At 64.1% G+C, this 22,086-nt stretch carries 19 protein-coding genes; 10 read left to right on the top strand and 9 right to left on the bottom strand.

Annotated elements, in window-relative coordinates; genetic code table 11:
* Positions 1 to 6: 6 nt before the first annotated feature.
* Positions 7 to 1,482 (bottom strand): iron chelate uptake ABC transporter family permease subunit, encoded by a 1,476-nt coding sequence (locus tag J1M81_RS03035; RefSeq protein WP_206497561.1) that lies wholly within the window; start codon positions 1,480 to 1,482, stop codon positions 7 to 9.
* A gap of 222 nt (positions 1,483 to 1,704) precedes the next feature.
* Between J1M81_RS03035 and J1M81_RS03030 the strand changes: the two genes are divergently transcribed.
* The 8 genes from J1M81_RS03030 to J1M81_RS02995 all read left to right on the top strand — a co-directional run bounded on the left by J1M81_RS03030 (position 1,705) and on the right by J1M81_RS02995 (position 8,910).
* The gene (locus tag J1M81_RS03030) at positions 1,705 to 2,427 is read left to right on the top strand and encodes a hypothetical protein (protein WP_228139410.1); all 723 of its coding nucleotides are present in this window, start codon (positions 1,705 to 1,707) and stop codon (positions 2,425 to 2,427) included.
* 222 nt (positions 2,428 to 2,649) lie between these two features.
* Entirely contained in the window at positions 2,650 to 3,111 is a 462-nt protein-coding gene (locus J1M81_RS03025; protein ID WP_027497142.1) for a PaaI family thioesterase, read from the top strand.
* A gap of 5 nt (positions 3,112 to 3,116) precedes the next feature.
* On the top strand, positions 3,117 to 4,388 hold the full coding sequence (locus J1M81_RS03020; RefSeq protein WP_045841896.1) for an aldolase/citrate lyase family protein: 1,272 nt from the start codon (positions 3,117 to 3,119) through the stop codon (positions 4,386 to 4,388).
* Positions 4,389 to 4,438: 50 nt separating this feature from the next.
* The gene (locus J1M81_RS03015; protein WP_045841750.1) at positions 4,439 to 5,071 is read left to right on the top strand and encodes an urease subunit gamma; all 633 of its coding nucleotides are present in this window, start codon (positions 4,439 to 4,441) and stop codon (positions 5,069 to 5,071) included.
* Positions 5,071 to 6,792 (top strand): urease subunit alpha, encoded by a 1,722-nt coding sequence (locus tag J1M81_RS03010; RefSeq protein WP_206497560.1) that lies wholly within the window; start codon positions 5,071 to 5,073, stop codon positions 6,790 to 6,792. Before J1M81_RS03015 ends, J1M81_RS03010 begins: the two co-directional genes overlap by 1 nt.
* Positions 6,792 to 7,481, top strand: coding sequence for an urease accessory protein UreF (locus J1M81_RS03005; RefSeq protein WP_045841751.1), 690 nt, complete (start codon positions 6,792 to 6,794; stop codon positions 7,479 to 7,481). The genes J1M81_RS03010 and J1M81_RS03005 overlap by 1 nt, the downstream gene beginning before the upstream one ends.
* A gap of 61 nt (positions 7,482 to 7,542) precedes the next feature.
* Positions 7,543 to 8,247: an urease accessory protein UreG gene (gene ureG / locus J1M81_RS03000; protein ID WP_032370566.1), complete on the top strand. Its 705-nt coding sequence runs from the start codon at positions 7,543 to 7,545 to the stop codon at positions 8,245 to 8,247.
* 3 nt (positions 8,248 to 8,250) lie between these two features.
* Positions 8,251 to 8,910, top strand: coding sequence for an urease accessory protein UreD (locus tag J1M81_RS02995; RefSeq protein WP_027497138.1), 660 nt, complete (start codon positions 8,251 to 8,253; stop codon positions 8,908 to 8,910).
* 90 nt (positions 8,911 to 9,000) lie between these two features.
* On the opposite strand, the gene J1M81_RS02990 is transcribed toward J1M81_RS02995, so the two are convergent.
* The 5 genes from J1M81_RS02990 to dapA all read right to left on the bottom strand — a co-directional run bounded on the left by J1M81_RS02990 (position 9,001) and on the right by dapA (position 15,406).
* Positions 9,001 to 10,404 carry an NAD(P)/FAD-dependent oxidoreductase gene (locus J1M81_RS02990; protein ID WP_032372402.1) on the bottom strand — a complete coding sequence of 468 codons (1,404 nt, stop codon included), beginning with the start codon at positions 10,402 to 10,404 and terminating at the stop codon, positions 9,001 to 9,003.
* A 111-nt stretch (positions 10,405 to 10,515) separates the two neighbouring features.
* Complete coding sequence (locus J1M81_RS02985) at positions 10,516 to 11,316, bottom strand: HugZ family protein (RefSeq protein WP_206497559.1); 801 nt, start codon at positions 11,314 to 11,316, stop codon at positions 10,516 to 10,518.
* A 99-nt stretch (positions 11,317 to 11,415) separates the two neighbouring features.
* Positions 11,416 to 11,976 carry an isochorismatase family protein gene (locus J1M81_RS02980; protein ID WP_206497558.1) on the bottom strand — a complete coding sequence of 187 codons (561 nt, stop codon included), beginning with the start codon at positions 11,974 to 11,976 and terminating at the stop codon, positions 11,416 to 11,418.
* Positions 11,977 to 12,008: 32 nt separating this feature from the next.
* Positions 12,009 to 14,390, bottom strand: coding sequence for an excinuclease ABC subunit UvrA (locus tag J1M81_RS02975; RefSeq protein WP_032400730.1), 2,382 nt, complete (start codon positions 14,388 to 14,390; stop codon positions 12,009 to 12,011).
* Positions 14,391 to 14,461: 71 nt separating this feature from the next.
* On the bottom strand, positions 14,462 to 15,406 hold the full coding sequence (dapA, locus tag J1M81_RS02970) for a 4-hydroxy-tetrahydrodipicolinate synthase (protein WP_052061602.1): 945 nt from the start codon (positions 15,404 to 15,406) through the stop codon (positions 14,462 to 14,464).
* 73 nt (positions 15,407 to 15,479) lie between these two features.
* Between dapA and J1M81_RS02965 the strand changes: the two genes are divergently transcribed.
* A complete protein-coding gene (locus J1M81_RS02965; RefSeq protein ID WP_032400731.1) occupies positions 15,480 to 16,400 on the top strand; it encodes a LysR family transcriptional regulator in 921 nt (306 codons plus the stop codon).
* Here the strand turns inward: J1M81_RS02965 and helR are convergent.
* A complete protein-coding gene (gene helR / locus J1M81_RS02960) occupies positions 16,356 to 18,518 on the bottom strand; it encodes an RNA polymerase recycling motor ATPase HelR (RefSeq protein ID WP_032400732.1) in 2,163 nt (720 codons plus the stop codon). The two genes, J1M81_RS02965 and helR, sit on opposite strands and share 45 nt — an antisense overlap.
* A 94-nt stretch (positions 18,519 to 18,612) precedes the next feature.
* On the opposite strand from helR, the gene J1M81_RS02955 reads away from it, so the two are divergent.
* The gene (locus J1M81_RS02955; protein ID WP_155288724.1) at positions 18,613 to 19,137 is read left to right on the top strand and encodes a hypothetical protein; all 525 of its coding nucleotides are present in this window, start codon (positions 18,613 to 18,615) and stop codon (positions 19,135 to 19,137) included.
* Here J1M81_RS02955 and J1M81_RS02950 read toward each other — a convergent pair.
* On the bottom strand, positions 19,095 to 19,451 hold the full coding sequence (locus tag J1M81_RS02950) for a hypothetical protein (protein ID WP_206497557.1): 357 nt from the start codon (positions 19,449 to 19,451) through the stop codon (positions 19,095 to 19,097). The genes J1M81_RS02955 and J1M81_RS02950 overlap by 43 nt on opposite strands.
* A 269-nt stretch (positions 19,452 to 19,720) precedes the next feature.
* Positions 19,721 to 21,916 (bottom strand): GGDEF domain-containing protein, encoded by a 2,196-nt coding sequence (locus J1M81_RS02945; protein ID WP_206497556.1) that lies wholly within the window; start codon positions 21,914 to 21,916, stop codon positions 19,721 to 19,723.
* Positions 21,917 to 22,086: the final 170 nt, after the last annotated feature.

The following is a 22,086-nucleotide window of genomic DNA, read 5'->3' as shown; positions in this document are numbered from 1 at the left end:
CGGCGGTCACAGGCTCGCCAACTTTCTACGGCGTACCAGTGCGATGAAGAACGGCGCGCCGAAGAGGGCGAGGACGATGCCCACCTGCAACTCGCCCGGGCGCACCACGACGCGTCCGATGACGTCCGCGATCATCAGCATCACGCCGCCCATGAGGCCCGCGTAGGGCACGAGCCAGCGGTAGTCGGGTCCGGTCACCGCTCGGGCGATGTGCGGAACGACGAGGCCGACGAAGGCAATGGGCCCGCACGCGGCCGTTGCCGCTCCGGTCAGCAGAGTGATGGCCAGGATGCCAACGGTTCGGGTGACCGCGATGTTGGTTCCGAGGGACCGCGCAACGTCCTCGCCCAGGCTCATGACGTTCAGGCCCGGGGTGCTGGCGAGTGCGATCAGCACACCGAGAATCAGGAAGGGGAGAACCTGCCACAGCACGTCGAGCCCCCGACCGGCGACCGATCCGACCACCCAGAAGCGGTAGCCGTCGAGGCTCGTCTGGTCGAGCAACACGATGGCATTCGTCATCGCGGAGAGGAAGAACGCGACACCCGCGCCCGCCAGGGCGAGGTTGATCGGACTCGATCTGCCCGACCCGATGGACGACAGACCGAACACCACGACGCTCGCCACTGCCGAACCCGCGAACGCGAACCACAGGTACTGGCTCGGAGAGGTGAACCGGAACAGGTAGATGGCCATGACGACGAAGAACGCAGCCCCGGAATTGAGGCCGAGCAAGCTGGCATCGGCCAGCGGGTTGCGCGTATGTCCCTGGATGAGGGCACCTGCGATACCGAGCGCGATGCCGACCACCAACGCCAGCACCGTTCGGGGGACCCGCAAGGTCCGCACGATGATGTCGGTGTCCGTGCCGTTCGAATCGATCAATGCACGGGCGATCTCGGCGAACGTCAGTGGTCGGGCACCGATGGCGATGCTCGCAAAGATGCCGGCGGCCAGAGCGACGACCAGCACTGCCAGGCCGAGCAATCTGCGTCGGCGAATGGCGGCAACCGAACCATCCTTGGGAATGGGCTCGAAATCATCCGCTGCAGCTGTCTTCTCGCGCACGACCTCCGAAGTGGACCGGCCGAGACCGAACTGGCGACGGAGAGCTCGACGGACACCGACCGGGCCGGTGGTGTCGGTGTCGCGGAGCGTCAGACTCATCCACCGTCTACCTGTGCTCTGCCCCTCGTTGCCATCGCGGTAGCCGCGGTTCCAGACGAACAAGGCGACGGCCACCGATAGAGAAATGGCTCCGAACACGACACGGTCGGCCTGGCCACCGCCGTTGTCGTCGCGAAGGGCGTCGACGATCGACCACCCGATGAACAACGGCACGAGCACGATCAGCGCGTCGATCCCCGCGGCTGCGATGCGTGTACTCCACGGTGCGGGCCCGGTGGGCACGTCCTCGGTCCCGTATCGCTCGTCGGGCGAGCGACGCGAGCCGTGAGGGCCGAGTAGCGGAGCTGTGGTCACTGGGGTCGTGACTCCTCGCTGGATCGAAGGGACACGGTTTAGGTTACGGAACCCTTGCTCGCCGTGCGACACGAGGTAAGGGTAGCGGTGCCTGACTCGGCAGCCGGATCTGGTTAGGCTAACCTACATCCATTGGTCGACGGTGGGGCGAGTTCACCGGTCACGAACAGAAGGAGCGTTCAGGTGTCACTTGCAACTGCGGCATTCACGGGCTGGGCCGATGTGCACCGATTCTCGGACCGATCCGGTGGGCACGCTCTGTTGGCCGAGTCGTGTTCCACTCTGCGCGCGCTCAATCCCGACTATCCGCGGATGTACGCGGTGGCCGCCATGGCCGACGAGGGTAAGCGGCGTTGGTGGCAGCTGTCGGTCGGTCTCGACGACGGTCGCGTCGAGCAGATGTACCGCCGTTCGCTCGAGGATCTCGAAGTGCCGCACGCTGCGGCGGTGCAGGTGGCGACTGCGCTGATTCATGCGGTGGTCGGGCGGGTTGCAGCACTGCTCGTGCTCGAAGCGCGTGCCTGGGATCCGGGCATCGAGAACTTGTGGATCCATATGGACAGCGACGGGGGAATCGATTGGGCGGGTGTTGCGTCGCCCATCTTGCGAGTGCTGCCGGAGGATCCGGCAGCCGGCGAGCCCGGAACCGTGACATTGCCCTGTGAACAGGCTCTTCTCGTCTGGACCGCGCATCGGTGCCTGACGTCTCTCGGATCTGTCTATCGTGCGATCAGTGAGCGGGCTCCGCTGGATGCTCGCGTCTTCTGGGCGCTGGTGGGTGACGCGATCCTCGGTGCGTCGACGTACGTCCCGATTTTGGCCGGGACCGGCCCCTCCGCCGGAACGCGGCGAGGCCAGTTACTGCTCGACGCGATGGTCGCTGCCGGCGCGCCCGTGCGATCGCGAGTCGGAGTCCCGGGCCGGCAGCGGCTACGCGCCTCGTGAAGGCCTTGCGTCCGAACTGAGGTATGCCTATGCTAATTTCAGACCAGCGGACCGCGCCGGAGACCTGAGGGCTGCAGTGTCTCCCGGTCCTTGCCACGGTGGGCCTCTCGTTCGACTCGAACGAGAGGCCCACCGATTTTCTCGGGCGGAGTGTCGTGTATTTCTGGTCATGGGTCGACTGCAGTCGGCGAACATTCTCAGTACGCGACCGGAAGCGGAGCAATGACCGATTCGAACGGCACCACCGAAGCGAGCCCCTTCGAGACCCTCACCCCGGAACAGCTGACCGAACTCTGCGGACGCGGATTCGACGGCGTGGTCGGACTGACCTACCGAGAAGTGACCGGCGACGTCGTTCGCGCAGAGTGGGATGTCACCCCGCAACTGCACCAGCCGGCCGGGATCATGCACGGTGGTGTTCTGTGCGCCGTGGTGGAATCGGTTGCCAGCATCGGTGGATCGGCCTGGTTCGGTTCGCGCGGTCATGTCGTCGGGGTGAACAACAGCACGGACTTCCTGCGAGCAACGCGCTCGGGCTCTCTTGCCGCGCACGGACATCCGATCCATCGAGGCCGCACCCAGCAACTCTGGCAGGTCGACATCTCCGACGAGGGCGGCCGCCTGGTGGCACAGGGCAAAGTGCGGCTGGCGAATATCGAAAACACAGCACGTCTGGGACAGTGAAGCCCATGACCGGACACGACGATGTCGTTCCCCCTTCCGCCGGCGGAGCGCTGACCGACGACGCGTTCGACCGCCTCGAAGCACTCTTCGAGCCCATCGATGCCGATCTGGCGCAGCACTATCCGGGAGACCGAATAGGCGGGCAGCCCTCCCACACTGTCTACATCCCGGCCTCCGAGGCGTCCGAGAACATCCCGGCCGCATGGGGAACCGCAGCCCTCGGCCTGCTCGATGCGCACCCCGAGGCCTTCGCCGGCCTCGGCACCACCGATGCTCTACCGGTGGTACGGGACCGGCTGAACGCAGCACCGATCCAGGACCTCAGGTTCGATTTCGAGGACGGCTACGGGTGGCGCTCCGACGCCGTCGAGGATCGTCACGCCGCGGCAGCAGGTGCAGCGTTGGCTGCGCTGGCACACGACACGGCGGGCCCGTCGTGGCTGGGCATCCGTGCGAAAGGCCTTGCCGCTCATGAGCGTCGGCGTGGCATTCGAACCCTGGAACTCGTCCTGGACGGGGCCGGGGGAGTGCCCGACGGGTTCGTGTTCACAGTGCCCAAACTCCGCGCGGTCGAGCAGGTTTCGGCCGTGGTCGCGTTGTGCGAAGAACTCGAGCGGGCTCACGGTCTTCCCGATCGGGCACTCCGTTTCGAGTTGCAGATCGAAAGCCCGCAGGCCGTGATCGGTGCCGACGGTACGACGACGTTGGCGCGTGCGATAGCCCGCGCGGATGGTCGCTGCACGTCGCTCCACTACGGCACCTACGACTACAGCGCGGCGTGTGGAATCACATCGGCGCAGCAATCTCTGGCTCATCCGGTGGCAGACCATGCCAAGAACGTCATGTTGGTTGCGGCAGCGCAGACAGGCGTGTGGGTGTGCGACGGGTCCACCCAGGTGGTTCCGACCGGTAGCTCCGAACAAGTGGCAGCGTCGGCGCGGCGCCACTTCGATCTGGTGACCAGATCCCTCGAGCGGGGCTTCTACCAGGGGTGGGACATGCACCCCGGTCATCTGGTGACGCGGTGGTTGGCCACGTTCGAGTTCTTTCGTCACGCGATGCCCGTCGCCGCAGCTCGACTGGGCAATTACCTCGATCGCCGCGGCGGAGATGTGATGGACGAGCCGGCGACGGCGCAAGCTCTCGCGGGCGTATTGGTACGCGGCCTGGACGCGGGCGCGTTCAAGGTCACCGAACTGCAGGACGTGGCCCCTTCTGTCGACCGAAATGTCCTGCGGGGTCTGCTCGATCGGTCGGTCACCGTGCCCTTGGGCTGACTGCGTGTCAGAATTGCCGAGCATCATCACCGATCGGACGGAGAACCTACATGCGGTTGTCTCCGCACGAGCAGGATCGACTGCTCGTCAGCTACGCCGCCGAACTCGCGCGGCGGCGCCGTGCTCGCGGCCTGAAACTCAATCACCCCGAGGCGATCGCGGTCATCACCGATCACCTCCTCGAGGGTGCTCGTGACGGAAAGTCCGTGGCCGAGCTGATGGCGTCGGGCCGGGAAGTGCTCACGGCCGACGACGTGCTGAGTGGTGTGCCCGAACTGCTTCCCGAGGTGATGGTGGAAGCGACGTTTCCCGACGGAACGAAACTGATCACGGTGCACGAGCCGATCTCGCCCGAGCGCGGAGACGGCCATCTGGTTCCGGGTGAGATCTTCACCGTCGCAGGAGATATCGAGATCAACGACGGTGTCGAATCGATCACCTTGACGGTGGTGAACGGCGGCGATCGACCGGTGCAGGTGGGAAGTCACGTGCATCTTCCTCAAGCGAACGCCGCCCTGCAGTTCGATCGCGATCGCGCCTACGGGTGTCGGCTCGACATTCCGGCCGGCACTGCCGTGCGCTTCGAGCCGGGCATCGAGCAGACGGTGCAACTCGTGCCCCTCGGTGGGACCCGCGAGGTATACGGCTTGAGCATGACACCTCCAGGAAAGTTGGACAGCTGATGGCGCGTATGAGTCGCAGTCGATACGCCCAGTTGTTCGGCCCCACGACGGGTGATGGGATTCGGTTGGCCGACACCGACCTTCTGATCGAGATCACCGAGGACCGTAGTGGTGGTCCGGGCAAGGCCGGCGAGGAAGCGGTGTTCGGCGGCGGCAAAGTGATCCGTGAGTCGATGGGCCAGTCTCGCGCCACCCGGGCAGACGGTGCCCCGGATACCGTCATCACCGGCGTCGTCGTCGTCGATTACTGGGGAATCATCAAGGCAGACCTCGGTATTCGCGACGGTCGGATCGTTGCGCTCGGAAAGGCCGGCAATCCCGACACCATGACCGGCGTTCATCCGGATCTCGTGATCGGACCATCGACCGAGATCATCGCGGGCAACGGAAAGATCGTCACGGCCGGCGGCATCGATTGCCATGTGCACCTCATCTGCCCGCAGATCAAGGAAGAAGCCCTGGGCGGCGGCATCACCACGGTGATCGCGGGTGGTACCGGGCCCGCCGAAGGGAGCAAGGCAACCACCGTCACCCCGGGTGCCTGGCATCTGTCCAGGATGCTCGAATCTCTCGACGACTGGCCGATGAACATCGTGCTGCTCGGCAAAGGCAACACGGTCAATCCCGATTCGATGTGGGAGCAGTTGCGCGGCGGCGCTTCGGGATTCAAGTTGCACGAGGATTGGGGGTCGACTCCCGCCGCGATCGACGCGTGCCTGCGAGTGTGCGACGAGGCGGGAGTTCAAGCGGCTCTTCACTCCGACACCCTCAACGAGGCCGGATTCGTCGAGACCACCCTCGCTGCGATCAACGGCCGTGGAATACACGCTTATCACACCGAAGGTGCAGGCGGCGGACACGCTCCCGACATCATCACCGTTGCCGCGCAAGCACACGTACTGCCCAGCTCGACCAATCCGACGCGTCCGCACACCGTGAACACGTTGGACGAGCATCTCGACATGTTGATGGTGTGCCATCACCTCAGTCCGAGCATTCCGGAGGATCTGGCGTTCGCAGAGAGCCGCATTCGGCCGTCGACCATCGCGGCCGAGGACTTGCTGCACGACATGGGAGCGATCTCGATGATCGGCAGCGATGCTCAGGCCATGGGACGTATCGGTGAGGTGGTACTGCGAACCTGGCAGACGGCTCATGTCATGAAGGCGCGGCGCGGATACCTGCCCGGGGACAACGGTGCCGACAACAATCGGGTCAGGCGATACGTCGCGAAGTACACGATCTGTCCGGCCGTGGCCCACGGTCTCGATGCGGAGATCGGGTCGATCGAAACGGGCAAGCTCGCCGATCTGGTGTTGTGGGATCCAGCCTTCTTCGGTGTGCGTCCGCACATGGTCATCAAGGGCGGCATGATCGCGTGGGCCGCGATGGGCGACGCCAATGCATCCATTCCTACGCCGCAACCCGAGCTGCCGCGGCCGATGTTCGGAGCGTCACCCAAGGCAGCTGCTGCGACGTCGCTGCATTTCGTTGCGCCACAAGCGATCGAGGACGGTCTGGCCGATCGCCTTGCGTGCGATCGTCGTCTCGTTCCGGTTGCGAACGTGCGCGGGATCAGGAAAGCCCATATGCCGCTCAACGATTCGCTTCCGGAGATCGAAGTCGATCCGGACACCTTCACCGTGCGTATCGACGGCGAGGTGTGGAAGGAACAACCGGCGTCCGAATTGCCGATGGCGCAACGGTATTTCCTCTTCTGATGGCCCTAGGATCCCTCTCGTCGACTGCGTCGTCGTACGCTGCACGTCGACAGGTCACAACCCTTCTCTCGCTTGCAGATTCGCGGTTTCCCACCGGTGGGCACGTCCATTCCGGGGGAGTCGAAGAAGCGATCGCATCAGGTTTCGTGCGCGACATCGATACCCTCGAGGCATTTCTGCGTCGGCGAATTCGGACGTCGGGAGCCACGGCGGCGTCCATCGCGGGTGCGGTTGTTCTCGGCTCGTTGGACACGGATGCGGCCGATGCCGAGTGCGATGCCCGGACGCCGTCGCCGGCAGTGCGAGCTGCGTCGCGAGCTCAGGGTCGGGGGTTGCTCAGATTGGCCAAATCAGCATGGCCGCATCACGATTGGCTGTCCATTGGCCGGCGGCCGCATCTGGCCGTCGCGGCCGGGCACGTGGGACTCGCAGCCGACCTGTCCGTCGCCGACACCGCGGCTGTGCAGGTGTACATCACCATGACCGGCTCGGCGATCGCGGCGCAACGTCTGCTTGCGCTCGACCCCGCCGAGGTTGCCTCGTGCACCATTCGGTTGGGGGACTTCTGCGACGAGGTGGCCGACGCCGCGTGCGCATCGCTTCCGGTTCTGATGGAGCTGTCCGATCCGCTGCTGGACATGTTCGCGGAAGCCCACGCCGTCCGCGATCGCCCATTGTTCGTATCCTGAATTCACGACCGCTGACACGGTTCTCGACCGCAGTACCGTTTTCTCGACCGAAGGAGATGTCATGCCCCCGCACCTGATCGACGGTGAGCCCCACGACCACGGGTTGGACCGACCCAAGCGCACACGGGTCGCAGGCGATGCTTTGCGTGTGGGAATCGGCGGACCCGTCGGGTCGGGCAAGACCGCCTTGGTGGCCGCCTTGTGCCGCCAGCTCCGCGACGAGCTGTCTCTGGCCGTGCTCACCAACGACATCTACACCACTGAGGATGCCGACTTCCTGCGGCGGCACGCAGTGTTGCCGGACGAGCGCATCACGGCCGTGCAGACCGGCGGCTGTCCGCATACCGCGATACGCGACGACATCACCGCCAATCTCGACGCGATCGACGACCTGATCGAGAACAACCCCCCTCTCGACCTGATTCTGGTGGAGTCCGGCGGCGACAATCTCACCGCCACGTTTTCGTCCGGTTTGATCGACGTCCAGATTTTTGTCGTCGACGTCGCGGGAGGAGACAAGGTGCCTCGTAAGGGTGGTCCCGGCGTGACGTTCTCCGACCTGCTCGTCGTCAACAAGACCGATCTCGCGCCGTACGTCGGTGCGGATCTGGGTGTCATGGAGCGCGACGCCGCGCAGGTGCGCGAGGGTCGCCCCACGGCCCTGATCTCTCTCACGGACGATCCCGCAGCAACGACGGTGCTCGGCTGGGTGCGTGAGCAATTGAAGGTTATCGCCGACGCCGACGCACACGACCACGCGCACTGAACGATGCACACCGAGCTCCGCATCGACGCGAGTCGTCGACGCAGTCCCCGCATCACATCGGTCGGCGGACTCGCAGGTAGGCAAACGGGGCCCGACACCGTCCACCTGATCGGCACCGCGGCCACGCCTCTCGGCGGAGACACCATCAGCGTCAGGATCTCGGTGGCTGCCGGCGCTCGTCTGGATGTGCGCAGTGTGGCAGCGTCCTTGGCGATGCCCGGTGCAGCACAACGTCATTCGTCGGCGCACTGGCACGTCGAGTTGGGGGCGGGGGCGTCACTCGTTTTCGACCCCGAGCCGATGGTCGTCGTCTCCGATGCCTCTCATACGGTGCTCAATGTCATCGAACTGGAACAAGACTCGGATCTGTGGCTGCGTGAGCGCGTACAGATCGGCAGGCTCGACGAGGTGGCGGGACAGTGGGCGAGTTCGATGCACTGCGATGTGGGAGGCCGGCCGCTGTTGCGCCACCGGGTGGAACTGGGGGAGGGGACGGTGGCGCACGACGGGTTGTCGGCACCGATGTCGATGTCCAGCACGCTTCGCTATCCGGACAGTCGGGATTCCGAGGTCGATCTGGCGGGCGGCACCGTGCGCTTGGCCTTGGCCGGGGGTGGCTCGCTGAGTACCTCCGTCGGTCATCGCCTTCAGCCGACCCGATAGATCGGGCAGGGCAGAAAGAAAGGGCTCCGTCCGACGATGTGCGTCGGACGGAGCCCTTCTTGCTTCGCTACTCAGTGGGTTCTGCGTGAATCAACCCGCTGCTTTTTCGCGTTCCTCTTCGACCTCGGCTGTCCGCTGGTTCACGTCGCCCGCTTTTTCGAGAGAGTTCAGTTGTTCGATGGCAAGCCGCGCGAACACCTGCTGCTCCGTCGATGCCATCTGAGCACGGCCTCTACCGAGGAACGTGACGAACCAGGAAATGACCGTGGTGATACGGCTGCGGTACCCCACCAGGTAGTACAGGTGGAGGGCGAGCCACATGAGCCATGCGATGAAGCCACCGAACTCCAGCTTACCGACCTTCGCCACCGCATTGAACCGCGACACCGTGGCCATGGAGCCCTTGTCGAAGTACTTGAAGGGTGCTCGCTGGGTGGGGTCGTCCTGCCCCTTGACCGACGCCTTGATCAGCTTGGCTGCGTAGGTGGCACCCTGGATCGCACCCTGTGCCATGCCGGGAACGTCCTTGACCGACATCAAGTCGCCGATGACGAAGACGTTCGGATGACCCTTGACAGTCAGATCCGGTTCCACCAGAACTCGGCCGGCGCGGTCCGTCTCCGAACCCGACTGGTCGGCCAGCTGCTTGCCGAGCGGGCTGCCCTGCACGCCCGCGGACCAGACCTTGCACTGAGCCTCGATACGACGCGTCGTTCCGTCTTTTTCCTTGACGGTCAGGCCGTCGTTGTCGACGTCGGTGACCATCGCGTTGAGCTGGATCTCGACACCGAGCTTCTCGAGCCGTTCGGCTGCCTTGCGGCCGAGTTTCTCGCCCATCGGGGGAAGGACGGCCGGTGCGGCGTCCAGCAGGATGACGCGCGCGTCGCGGGGATCGATGTTGCGGAACGCTCCGTCGAGGGTGCGGTCGGCGAGTTCTGCGATCTGCCCTGCGAGTTCGACACCCGTCGGACCTGCTCCGACGACGACGAACGTCATCAGGCGGTCCTTCTCCTCCTGGTCGTCGGAGAGTTCCGCCTGCTCGAAGGCTCCGAGGATGCGTCCGCGCAGTTCGAGTGCATCGTCGATTGTCTTCATGCCGGGCGCGAACTCGGCGAAATGGTCGTTACCGAAGTACGACTGCTGGGCACCGGCGGCCACGATCAGGCTGTCGAACGGGGTGACGGTGACGCGCTCGAGCAACTTGGACGTGACCGTCTTGGCCTCGAGGTCGATGTTCAGCACGTCGCCCAGCAACACCTCGGCGTTCTTCTGCTTGCGCAGAATGACGCGGGTAGTGGGAGCGATCTCACCGACGGACAGAATGCCTGTGGCCACCTGGTAGAGCAGCGGCTGGAATAGGTGGTGGGTCGTCTTTGCGACGAGGGTGATGTCGACGTCGGCCTTCTTGAGCGCCTTGACGCCGAACAGACCTCCGAACCCGGAACCGATGACGACGACACGGTGACGCTTCGATTCGACCGGTTGGATGCTCATTACCTGCTCCCTAGACGTTGCGATGTGGCCACAACGGTAGTCGCCCCGGGGCGGAGCGTCTCGCCAAGGGCCCAGCTATCGGTCGAGGTGCAGCTCTCACTGTCACGAGGACTACGGGGCGGTCGCCGACCTCCTGGCCAGTTCCACCGTTGCAGCGCGCAGCTCGTCCGCGGAATCGATGGGCTCGGAGTAACCGACTCTGGTGTAGGCCACACCGCGCGGTGTGTGGACGTTCAGATCGAGGCCGTATCGATCTGCGGCCGTACACGTCGCCGAGGTCGCGTCCGGGTATCCACCCAGCTGACGGGCCATCGCCAACAGTGACGTCGCATGGTCCGCGTTGAGGTGCTCGACGGCGTAGGCCGAGGACGGAGACACGGGATCCGGGGACGCCTCGGAGTACGCGTCGGCCGTCGCCGAATCCATTCGGCCGTACCCGCCGACCCATCGCACCCGATGCACTCGCATGACCCACAGCGTGAAGTCGCTGTAATCCACGTAGTACTTGGCGGCCGGCACCGCGTCGAGATGCGCTTGTCGTGCGGCAGTGAGCTCGGCTCCTGCCGGTCGCTCGAGCACCCCGGCCAGCGTGATGCGGCCCGAGGCCAGCGGGTCCGTCTGTGACTGAGGTGCAACGATCGACAGACTCGCTCGTGGATCACCGTCGAGATTTCGACCATGCTCCGCCATCCGCGACACGCACAGCACGGGTGCTCCGTCGAGCAAGCCGTATGTCACGAACGACGCCCATGGATCGCCGTCGGCGGTCAAACTGGCCAGCGTCGCGATATTGGTGGACGCAGCGATCGTGCGCGCCTCCTCGGCCGCCGACGGACGACGGTCCGCGACCACCGGAGACAGGGGAGGGGGAACGGACGGGGCGTCGCCGGGATCGCCGTGATCGAGTGCCATGGGCGGCAGTCTACGTTCGTCCCGGAACGAGATGGTGTGCGTGCGTGACCGCGTCGCCGATCAGCGCGAGTCGAACAGAGCAACAATAGGAGCGTCAGGCTAGCGGCCGACGATCGTGACGTCCTCTGTGGCGACGGCCGATGCGGTTCGGCCGGGTGCGGTCTGGTTGTCCCAATACATGTTCGTGTGCGCGATGACCTGCTGCGGTGTGGGCAGGGCGGGGTCCGGCAGGTTCTCCGTCGTGTGGGCGTCGCTGACCAAGGTCACGTCGTACCCACGAATCAGAGCTCCGTGCAGAGTCGATCGCACACAGAAGTCCGTTTGCGCGCCGGCAACCACCACATGACCGACGCCGGCATCGGCGAGCACCTCCTCCAAGGACGTGCCCTCGAAGGCGTCTCCATGCTTCTTGTGCACCAAGGCGTCTCCGGCTTCGATCGGAAGTTCCTCCACGAGTTGCCAGCCCGGGCTGCCGGACACGAGCTCGTGGTCCGAGGAATGCTGCACCCAGATCACTGGTGTGTCGGTCTTTCGCGCTCGTGAGACCAGTCGCACCATGTTGTCGACGACGCGAGTGCGATCGAGGGCGGCGGCCATGACGTCGTTCTGGACGTCGACGATCAACAGCGCAGTTGCAGGGCGGTCGGGCAGGGTGGTCACGTCGTCTCCATCGAGTATTCGGTTCTGGTCAGCTATCCGACGTACGCGGCCAGGTGCTTCGCGGTCAAGGTGGATCCGTCCGCCACCAGATCTGCGGGGGTGCCCTCGAAGACCACGAGGCCGCCGTCGTGCCCGGCTCCTGGGCCGAGGTCGATGATCCAGTCGGCGTGGGCCATGACGGCCTGATGGTGCTCGATGACGATCACCGACTTACCCGAATCGACCAGGCGGTCGAGCAACCCGAGCAGTTTGTCCACATCGGCGAGGTGTAGCCCGGTGGTCGGCTCGTCGAGTACGTACACCCCACCCTTCTCGGCCATGTGTGTCGCGAGCTTGAGTCGTTGCCGTTCGCCGCCCGAGAGAGTCGTCAGCGGCTGGCCGATCTTCAGGTAGCCGAGTCCGACGTCATTCAGCCGTTGCAGAATCTTTTGTGCTGCAAGCAGTTTCGCCGGTCCGTCGGAGAAGAAATCCTCGGCCTCGGCCACCGACATGGACAGCACCTCGTCGATGTTTCGGCCGCCGAAATGGTACTCGAGTACCGAAGCTTGAAACCGTTTGCCCTCGCACACCTCACACGTCGTAGCAACGCCGGCCATCATGGCGAGGTCGCTGTAGATGACTCCCGCCCCATTGCACGTCGGGCAGGCACCCTCCGAATTGGAGCTGAACAGAGCGGGTTTGACCGCATTCTCCTTCGCGAAGGCTTTGCGGATGGGTTCGAGCAGACCCGTGTAGGTCGCGGGGTTGCTCCGCCTCGATCCGCGGATGGCACCTTGATCGACCGAGACCACATCGTCGGTGCCCGAGAGCGACCCGTGAATCAGCGAGCTCTTACCGGAGCCCGCCACTCCGGTGACAACGACCAGCACCCCGAGTGGAACGTCGACGTCCACGTCTCGCAGATTGTGCGAATCCGCCCCTCGAATCTCGAGCACCTCCGAGAACTCGCGAACCGAATCCTTGAGACTCGCGCGGTCGTCGAAATGGCGGCCGGTGACCGTATCGCTCTGCCTCAGTTGGTCGACGGTGCCCTCGAAGCAGACGTGCCCACCCGCACTGCCGGCACCGGGCCCCAGGTCGACGACATGGTCGGCGATGGCGATCGTTTCCGGCTTGTGCTCCACGACGAGAACGGTGTTTCCCTTGTCCCGCAACTGCAGAAGAAGGTTGTTCATCCGTTCGATGTCGTGGGGGTGAAGACCCGTCGTCGGCTCGTCGAACACGTAGGTGACGTCGGTCAACGACGAGCCGAGATGTCGAATCATTCTCGTGCGCTGCGCTTCTCCGCCCGACAGGGTGCCCGACGGCCGATTCAGGCTCAGGTAGCCGAGGCCGATCTCTACGAACGAATCCAGGGTCTCGCTCAGCGTCGTCAGCAGCGGTGCCACCGACGGTTCCTTCAGACCTGCGACCCACGTGGCCAGATCGCTGATCTGCATCGAGCAGGCGTCGGCGATGTTGATGCCCTTGATCTTCGACGATCGTGCACCCTCGTTGAGCCGCGTTCCGTCGCATTCGGGACACGTGGCGAACGTGATCGCACGCTCCACGAACGCCCGGATATGCGGCTGCATCGCGTCGACGTCCTTAGAGAGGAACGACTTCTGGATCTGAGGGATCAGGCCCGAATAGGTCAGATTGATGCCCTCGACCTTGATCTTCGTGGGCTCTCGATACAGCAGATCGTCGAGCTCTTTCTTCGTGTATTTCGCGATGGGTTTGTCGGGGTCGAAGTAACCGCAGCCGCGAAAGATCCTGCCGTACCAGCCTTCCATGCTGTAGCCGGGAATCGTGATGGCGCTCTCGTTGAGGGACTTGCTCGCGTCGTACAGGGCATTCAAGTCGAAGTCGCTGATCGAGCCGCGTCCCTCGCAGCGCGGGCACATTCCACCGGTGACGGAGAAGGACTTCTTTTCGGTGGTCTGACGACCTCCCTTGTCCACCTTGTAAGCACCTGCACCGGAGACGGATGCCACGTTGAACGAAAAAGCCTGTGCAGAGCCGATATACGGTTTCCCCACTCTGCTGAAGAGAATGCGAAGCATGGCATAGGCGTCGGTGGCGGTTCCGACGGTGGAGTGGGGATTGGCACCCATTCGCTGTTGATCGACGATGATGGCCGTGGTGAGCCCGTCCATCACATCGACGTCGGGCCGCGCGAGAGTCGGCATGAAGCCCTGAACGAAGGCGCTGTAGGTCTCGTTGATCATGCGCTGGGATTCGGCCGCGATGGTGCTGAAGACGAGGGAGCTCTTTCCGGACCCGGAGACACCGGTGAACACCGTGAGGCGTCGCTTGGGAAGTTCGACGCTGATGTCGGCGAGATTGTTCTGCCGCGCGCCCTGTACTCGAATCAGATCGTGACTGTCGGCGGCGTGCGCTGCCGATTTCTGCGTGACCTTGGTCGTCGCCATGCTCGCGGTGTCTCCTGATCGTCACGGCAACCGAAACCGAGAAGGTCGATTGCACCGAGGTATGTGTGCGATCACGGTAGTCGTATCGGAACGCGCATGCTTCTCGATTCCTGATCGATTCCTGTCACCGCCAACGCGTGGGTCAGACGCTGCAGATCTGCGGCGGACGATTCGAGCAACGGGCGCCGCACCGTGGCGTCGGCCAGCACACCGATGGCGACCAAGGCCGCCTTGGCCATGATCGCTCCCTGGGTGGTGCGCATGACGGCCTCGACGAGAGGTAGCAGCGATCGCTGTACCGCGTTCGCGCGAGTCAGATCTCCGGCACGGACCGCGTCGAAGAGGTCGGCGTAGCGGTCGGCGACGACATTGCCGACCACACTCACCGAACCCGTTGCACCGCAGCACAGATAGGGCAGGGTCAATTCGTCGATACCGCAGTAATAGGCCAGGTCGGTTTCAGCCATGACGTTCATCGCCTCGTATAGGTCGCCTTTCGCGTCCTTGACCGCCGTGATCGAGGTATGCCGCGAGAGGTCGACCAGGGTCGACGCGTCGATCGGCACACCGGTCCGAGCCGGCACGTCGTACACCATGACCGGGAGCGCTCCGGCGTCGGCGATGGCAACGATGTGATCGGCGACGCCGGCCTGCGTGGGGCGCGAATAGTAGGGGGCGGTGACGAGCAATGCGTCGGCCCCCGCATCGGCGGCACGTCGCGCCGACTCGATCCCGGCGGAGGTGTCGTTGGTGCCGACACCCGCGATCACACGCAGGGCGTGGCCCGAGAATTCGCGCGTCGCCGTGATCAGATCGGCCTGCTCACGCGGCGTGAGAGTCGGTGCCTCCCCGGTGGTGCCGGCGACGACGACGCCGTCGCACCCGGTCGCGAGCAAGTGGGTCAGCAAGGCGTCCGTGCCGGTGCGGCTCACCTGCCCATCGGCGTTCATCGGTGTGCACATGGCAACCAGGTTGGTGCCGAACGTCGACGTGGCCGAAGGAGTGGACATGTTCATCGTCCGAGTGTGAGCCCACATGATCGTCTCGGTCCAGCGATGTAATTTCGGCAGTATTGCGTACCTTTGCTTCATGATCGATATCAATGCACTCCACGCGCTGCGTGCAGTTGCCGCCCTGGGCACGCTGACGAAAGCGGCCGACGAGCTCGGTTACACCGCGTCGGCCGTCTCCCAGCAGATCAAACGGCTCGAACGCCAGGTCGGAACGCCGGTACTTGCGCAGGCGGGCAGAGGTGTTGTCCTCACGCCGGCCGGACGGGCAATGGTCGAATCTGCGGACGAGGTGTTCCACGCTCTCGAGCGGTGTCTGGAGTCGGCGAGATCGGCAGACGAGGGTGCCGCGCGCGGGGTGGTACGAGTGGTCGGATTCTCCACTGCGATCCGCGGTCTGCTCGCCCCTGCACTCGCGACCCTGAGCGCTCGCCATCCCGACCTCACCGTGCAGATCGGGGAGGAGGACCCGGATAAGGCGCTGCACAGTGTGCATTCGGGGGCAGCCGACCTGGCGCTGGTGCACGACGCCGACGGAGTTCCCGCAGTGGCTCCTCGCTCGATCGTTCGGCGATCCATTCACACCGACCACGGCGATGTCGTCATGAATCGAACCCACCCCCTCGCCGCAGGGAAGTCGCCCCTGACACCGGCAGGCCTCGCGACGTACCCGTGGGTGACGAGCCCGGCGGGCACGTTGTGCCACCAGTGGTTTCGTCGACTGTTCGCGGACACGTCGAGCGAGATCGACGTTCGGCACCTCGTCGACGACTTCTCCACTCAGCTTTCCCTGGTGGAGGCAGACGATGTGCTGGCACTGATTCCCCGTCTCGCAAGACCGCCTCTCGGCCCGGCGCTCGTGGCGGTCCCGCTGGCGCGCGCCCCCAAGCGAGAAGTGCATGCCGCGTGGAGGCGCAGCGCCGATGCGAGTCCGGCGATCCACGCCGTGCTGGATCTACTCGATTCGCTCGCGCTGCGACGAGGTCAAGATGACGAGTAGACCGGTGGCTCGCGTCATGGCCACATACGTGTCGACAGCACCTGCGATGCCGGAGCCGAAAGAATCCGGGTCGATCAGAACGACCAGATCGAATTCCAGACCTTTGGCGAGCTGTGGTGTCAGCGAGCTGATTCGATCGGACTGCCGAAAAGTAGGATCACCGATCACGCATGCGGTTCCGCCGGTCGTCGAACCGAGCCAATCGGCGAGAACCGTCGAAAGTGATGCGACGTCACCGTATTCGACCGGCACGCCGGTTCTGCGTATCGACGTGGGAACGTTCGCGTCGGGCAGCGCCGCCCGGATCACCGGCTCGGCCACGTCCATAATTTCCTGCGGCGTCCGGTAATTCACGCCGAGAGCGGCGACGGTCACCTCGTCGATACCTACTCGTTCGAGCCGATCCGGCCACGTCTCGGTGAAGCCCCGACGAGACTGCGCCCGGTCTCCGACGATGGTGAAACTCCCAGCAGGACATCGCCGAATCACCATCTGCCACTGCGCATCGGTCAACTCCTGAGCCTCGTCGATCACGATGTGCGCGAACGGACCCGCCAGCGGATCCGTCGGATGGTCCTCGAAGCCGGACGAATCGACGAGTGCATCCCGAATTATCTCCTGACGGAATTGCGCGGCCATCATTTCGTCGTCGTCGACCGCGATCAACTCGTCGACGACACTGTCCATTCGCGAGCGTTCGATCGCAGCAGATAGCGATCGACGTCGTTGTCGTAGAGCATGTTTCGGATCGCCGAGTCGCGCCCGTGCCGCGTCGAGCAGAGGTAGGTCGGCCACAGTCCAGCGTGTCGCATCAGCGCGTCGAAGTGCTCGAATGTCGTCCGCGTCGAGCCAGGGTGCGCATGTGCGCAGGTATGCCGGAACGGTCCACAGGTCCGCCACGAGGTCTGCGGCATCGACGATCGTCCACGAGCGTTCCAGGACGTCACGCAGATCCTCGTTCAGCTGCAGCGACTGCCGAAATTCTTCGCGGGATCCCTGTGCGGCACAGCGATCGGTCACGATGGTCGTCAGTAGGTCCCAGATCAGCTCGCGAGCCTCGTTGTGCGGCGTACCGGGATCTGGCGCACCGAATGCCTCCACCCAGTCGTTCGGCGTCAATACAAATGTTCCCCAGTCTGTTTCGACTGTGACGTCGTGGGTCGGTGGTTGTTCGTAGAAGGCAACAGCCGCCTCGATGACCGCGTCGACGTCGAGGTCTTCCTTGAGCCGCGCCGCAACAGGATCGGTGTCGTCGAGCGCATGCGTCCCTTCCGCGACGAGGTCTCGCAGGGTGCATGTCCGTACTCCCTCCTCGCCGAGACTGGGGAGTACGCCCGAGACGTACGCGAGGTAGGGCTGATGCGGACCGATGAACAGTACTCCGCCGCGGTTGTGCCCTATTCGTGAGTCTGCGTACAGCAGGTACGCGGTGCGGTGAAGGGCAACAACAGTCTTCCCGGTTCCCGGGCCACCGTCGATCGCCAGTGCCCCGTGCGCGTGGGCTCGAATGATCGCGTCCTGATCCGCCTGGATCGTGCCCAGTACGTCACGCATCCGAGGTGAGCGCTCGGCACCCAGACTGGCGATGAACGCGGACTGATCGTCCAGCGCGGCATTGTCGTCCAGAGACGTGGGATCGAAGACCTCGTCCCAGTAGTCGGTGATGCTGCCGTTCGTCCACCGATAGCGGCGACGGCTCTTCAGTCCCATCGGGTTGGCATGGGTTGCACCGAAGAACGGCTCGGCAGCGGGGGAGCGCCAGTCGACGAGCAATTGTTCGCCCGCATTGCCGAGTAAGCCGGTACGCCCTACGTACACCGGTTGGTCCGAGTCGATGGGGACGAACCTCCCCAAACACAGATCGGCACCGTAACGATTCAATTGGCGCAGCCGCCCGTTCAGTCGGTGAATCTCGAAATCACGTTCCATCACCTCCTGTCCCATCCGCCCGGATGACTTCTGGATGGCGTTCAATCGAGCGATCGTGTCGGAACGTGACTTCTCGATGCTGGCGGTGATCGCCGAAAAGTGCTGTCGGTCATGACCGATGAGCGTGGGTTGGCGCTTCGGTGCGAGCCTGTCGGGGAGGTCGAAGACATGGGGCGGCACTGATTTCACGGGACTCCGATCCGATGGTGCGGGTGTGCAGCGAGCCATTCTGAACCCTCGACGGGGTCTTGCCGCAAGACCCCGGGTGAGCTATACATTAAAAGTGGAAAGAGAGCGAATCTTCTTCTCCGCATCACGCCGCAGACGCCCGTTGCGTGTTCTGCGTGGATTACTTCCCTTGATCGGCACGGGCGTATTGGCCGGCGGAGCCGTTCAGCTCGGTTTTGTGACCGGCGTACGGGTCGACGGTCACGGCGGTGAGGTCGGCGCTGCTGTCGCTCTGATCGGCGTGACATGTTGCGTAGCGCTTCTCGCGTGGGGTTGGACCGGATTGTGTGCGTCCCCGAAGGCGCTCGCGGCGGCCATCTCGACCGGGGTCCTGGCGTTCCTCACCACGGCGCTGACCATTTTCTTCGTGGCAACGCCCTACGACGCGATCGTGTGCGGACACTCATCGGACTTCTGCGGACTGGGAGTGCTTCAGGTGGTTCCGACTGTCGGGGCGGTAGCGCCATGGACCGTCGCCGGAATTCCCGGCCTACTTCTCGTACTCACGGAGCGGCGTGCACGACGCGTAACAAACGATCAGACGGTCAGCCCACCACCGCGGTGGAGCTCGAGTCGGTAGATGACGCCGCCGAACAGGGTTCGTTGTACTGCTTCGTCGGCGAAGTAGCTGTCGATGTGCAGGGGTTCGAGATTGGGGTGCGCGTCGAGGTGTTCACGAATGACCGGTACGACAACGTCGGGCGTGAGCACGAATCGCTCACCACCGAGGTCGGTGATGCTCGCTCGGCCGCAGCCGTCCCAATCGTGGACGTTGGACCAGTGGCGGATTCCGCAGCCCTCGATCGCTTCGATCAACAGTCGCTGCGCGTAGGGCAGCACGATGGTGCAGTTCGCGCGGCACCGCCGCAAGGCCCTGCCGATACGTGACTCCATTAGCCGCGGCGTAAGCCCGAGCTGCGTGCTTTTCGACGTGGTTCCTGGTCATGAGAGTTCCAATCGCATTGTGCACCAGCCCCGCGCGCCGTTGCACCGGTCGGAAATCATGAACACGGCGTGACGTAACTGAACGTTCTTCATCGCAGATCCGGGCGGACCTTGCCCCTGAAGCGCTGTCGGAGGCGGCGCGGGTGCCTTCTGCAGCTGGGGTGGCTATGCGAGTAGCTCTGATTCGGCACGCTATCACGAAGCGAAGTGACGGGGGTTCACTCAGAAGAGAGCAGCAGATCGGTGATTGCTGCGGCGCTCAGCGGACGTCCGAGCAGGAATCCCTGAGCTACGTCGCATCCTGTTGCGGCGAGTGCTTCGAGTTGTTCTTCGGTTTCGACGCCTTCGCCGACGACTGTGACGTCGAACGCGCGGGCGAGTGCAACGATCGCCGAGATTATTGCCCTGGCGCGGACGGCGGGCAACCGGGCCACGTATGACTTGTCGATCTTGAAGCTCTCGAACATCGGGTACCGGTCCAGATACGACATGGAACTGTGCCCTTTGCCCATATCGTCGAGGAGCAAGGACACGCCCATTGCGTGCAGCGCAGCAACGGTATTCGCCACTCGTTCGGTGTCTGCGACCCACACTGTTTCGGTCACTTCCAGACCCAAGGCGTTCGGTGGTAGGCCGGTGTCAGCCAGAACAGTGGCGACCTGCGTCGGAAACTCGTGGTCGCGCAGTTGAAGCGCACTGACGTTGACGCGCACCACGACGTCGGAGAATGCGCGCCACCGCACTGCGTCGCTGCACGCGACGCGGAGCGCCCACGCGCCCAATGGTGTTGCGAGACCTGCTCTCTCGGCGACTGCGACGAATTCGGTCGGCTCGACAGGCCCTAGATCGTGATGATTCCAGCGGGCGAGCGCCTCGACTGCAACGACCTCACGCGTCGAGATGTCCACCAGAGGTTGGTATGCCATGGTGAGTTCGTTCGAGCTCAATGCCGCGCGCAGGTCGACCGACAGCGATCTGATCCGGTCGGCGTCGTACAGGTCTCCCGGGTCGAAAACTGCATGGCCACCGGTTCCGCTGTCCTTGGCGCGGTACATTGCCAGATCTGCCCGGTGAATCAGCTCATGCCTTGTCGAATTCGAGTCGGAGACAGCGACACCGATGCTGGCACTGAGGGGGATGGGGACGTCCTCGGCAGCGAATGGTTTCGCGATGGTGCGGGCGATGTGTCGCGCGATCTCCTCCGCTCGTTCCACAGTGCGCACCCCTTCGCAGATGATCAGGAATTCGTCCCCGCCGAGACGAGCAATGGTGTCGGTCGCGCTCGTTGCGGACACCAGTCGCTCCACGAATTTCACCAGCGCCCTGTCTCCGGCGTCGTGGCCCAGGCTGTCGTTGATGATTTTGAAGTCGTCGATATCCAGCAGAAGGAGGGCCAAAGTATCGGACTGAAAGCGTGCCCGAGCCAGAGCGGTGTCGAGGACGTCGTAGGCGAAAGTGCGATTGGGCAACCCGGTGAGTGCGTCGTGGGTGCTGCGCCGTCGGAGTTGGCTTTCCAGTTCCATTCGTCGAAGTGCCGCGGAGACGATACCCGTGACGGAGCTGAGGAACGAGACTTCCTGTTCGCGATACAGCCGTGCTTCCACACTGTGGATCGAGAGGACTCCCCAGGCGTCTCCAACCGCAGTCATGATCGGTACTGCCACACCGCTGCGCAGTCCGAGCTCCGCCATCGTGTCTGTACGAAACCGGCTTTCGTCGCCGCGGTTGCTGCAAATCACTGGCTGTTCGTGAGCGAGTGCGTACCCGGTCATGGAGCCGTCGCCGGAAGGAACGTCCCGACGAATACCGAGCGAACCGCTCGCGGCATCCATGGTCAAGTAAGGATCGGTGGAATTCTCGAGGTGCGCGATGGCGGAGTTTCCCACACCCATCAACGTGGCGGCAGTGTCGGTGGCTGCAGTCAACAGCTCCGACAGCTCGGCGACGACTGCGAACCGACTGAGGTCGGCCAGGGCTTTTTGCTCCTGTGCGTGTCGGCTGGCGGTTACGGCATCGGCCGCCATCCGGGCACTACGTTGTTCGACGGTGTGCCGATGCCGGATGATCGAGGCGACGACGTCAGGTCGGCCGTCCGGGGTGTGAACGACGTATGCCGAGACCACGACCGGAATACCTGCACCGGTCCCGTGATGGCGTAGTTCGCAGTAGCCGTCCCACCTCCCGTCGGAACGCAGCGCCGTACCGATCTCCTCGGCGCGCTCACGGCCGTCCGCAGTGAGAAAATCCAAAGCCGGCAGTGTCGATGCCTCGGCCCAGTCGGACACGCCGATGAGTTCCAAGCCTGCTGGGTTGATGTGGAGAACTGTGCCCGTCAGGTCGGCGAGTACGACGAAGTCCGGCGATCGCTCCAGAAAATGCCGAAGCGACATCACATCGTCGGCAGCATCGAACATCGGCCCTCCGATCTGCGTCGCTCGGTGTTCGAGCGGCTCGGGCCAATGTTATTCGGCCACCGAGTTCGATGGGTTCGAACACGAGCGGGCAGTAACCCAATTGTCAGAAGCACGCCGCCTTCGGACAGTCGACAACGGTTGCGGTCAGAGACTTCTCCGCCACGGAGAAC

It is taken from the genome of Rhodococcus sp. KRD175, assembly GCF_017168275.1.
GTDB classification, from domain to species: Bacteria; Actinomycetota; Actinomycetes; order Mycobacteriales; family Mycobacteriaceae; genus Rhodococcoides; species Rhodococcoides fascians.
The sequence above is the reverse complement of the archived record's forward strand: the minus strand, read 5'-3'. Positions and strand labels throughout refer to the sequence as shown.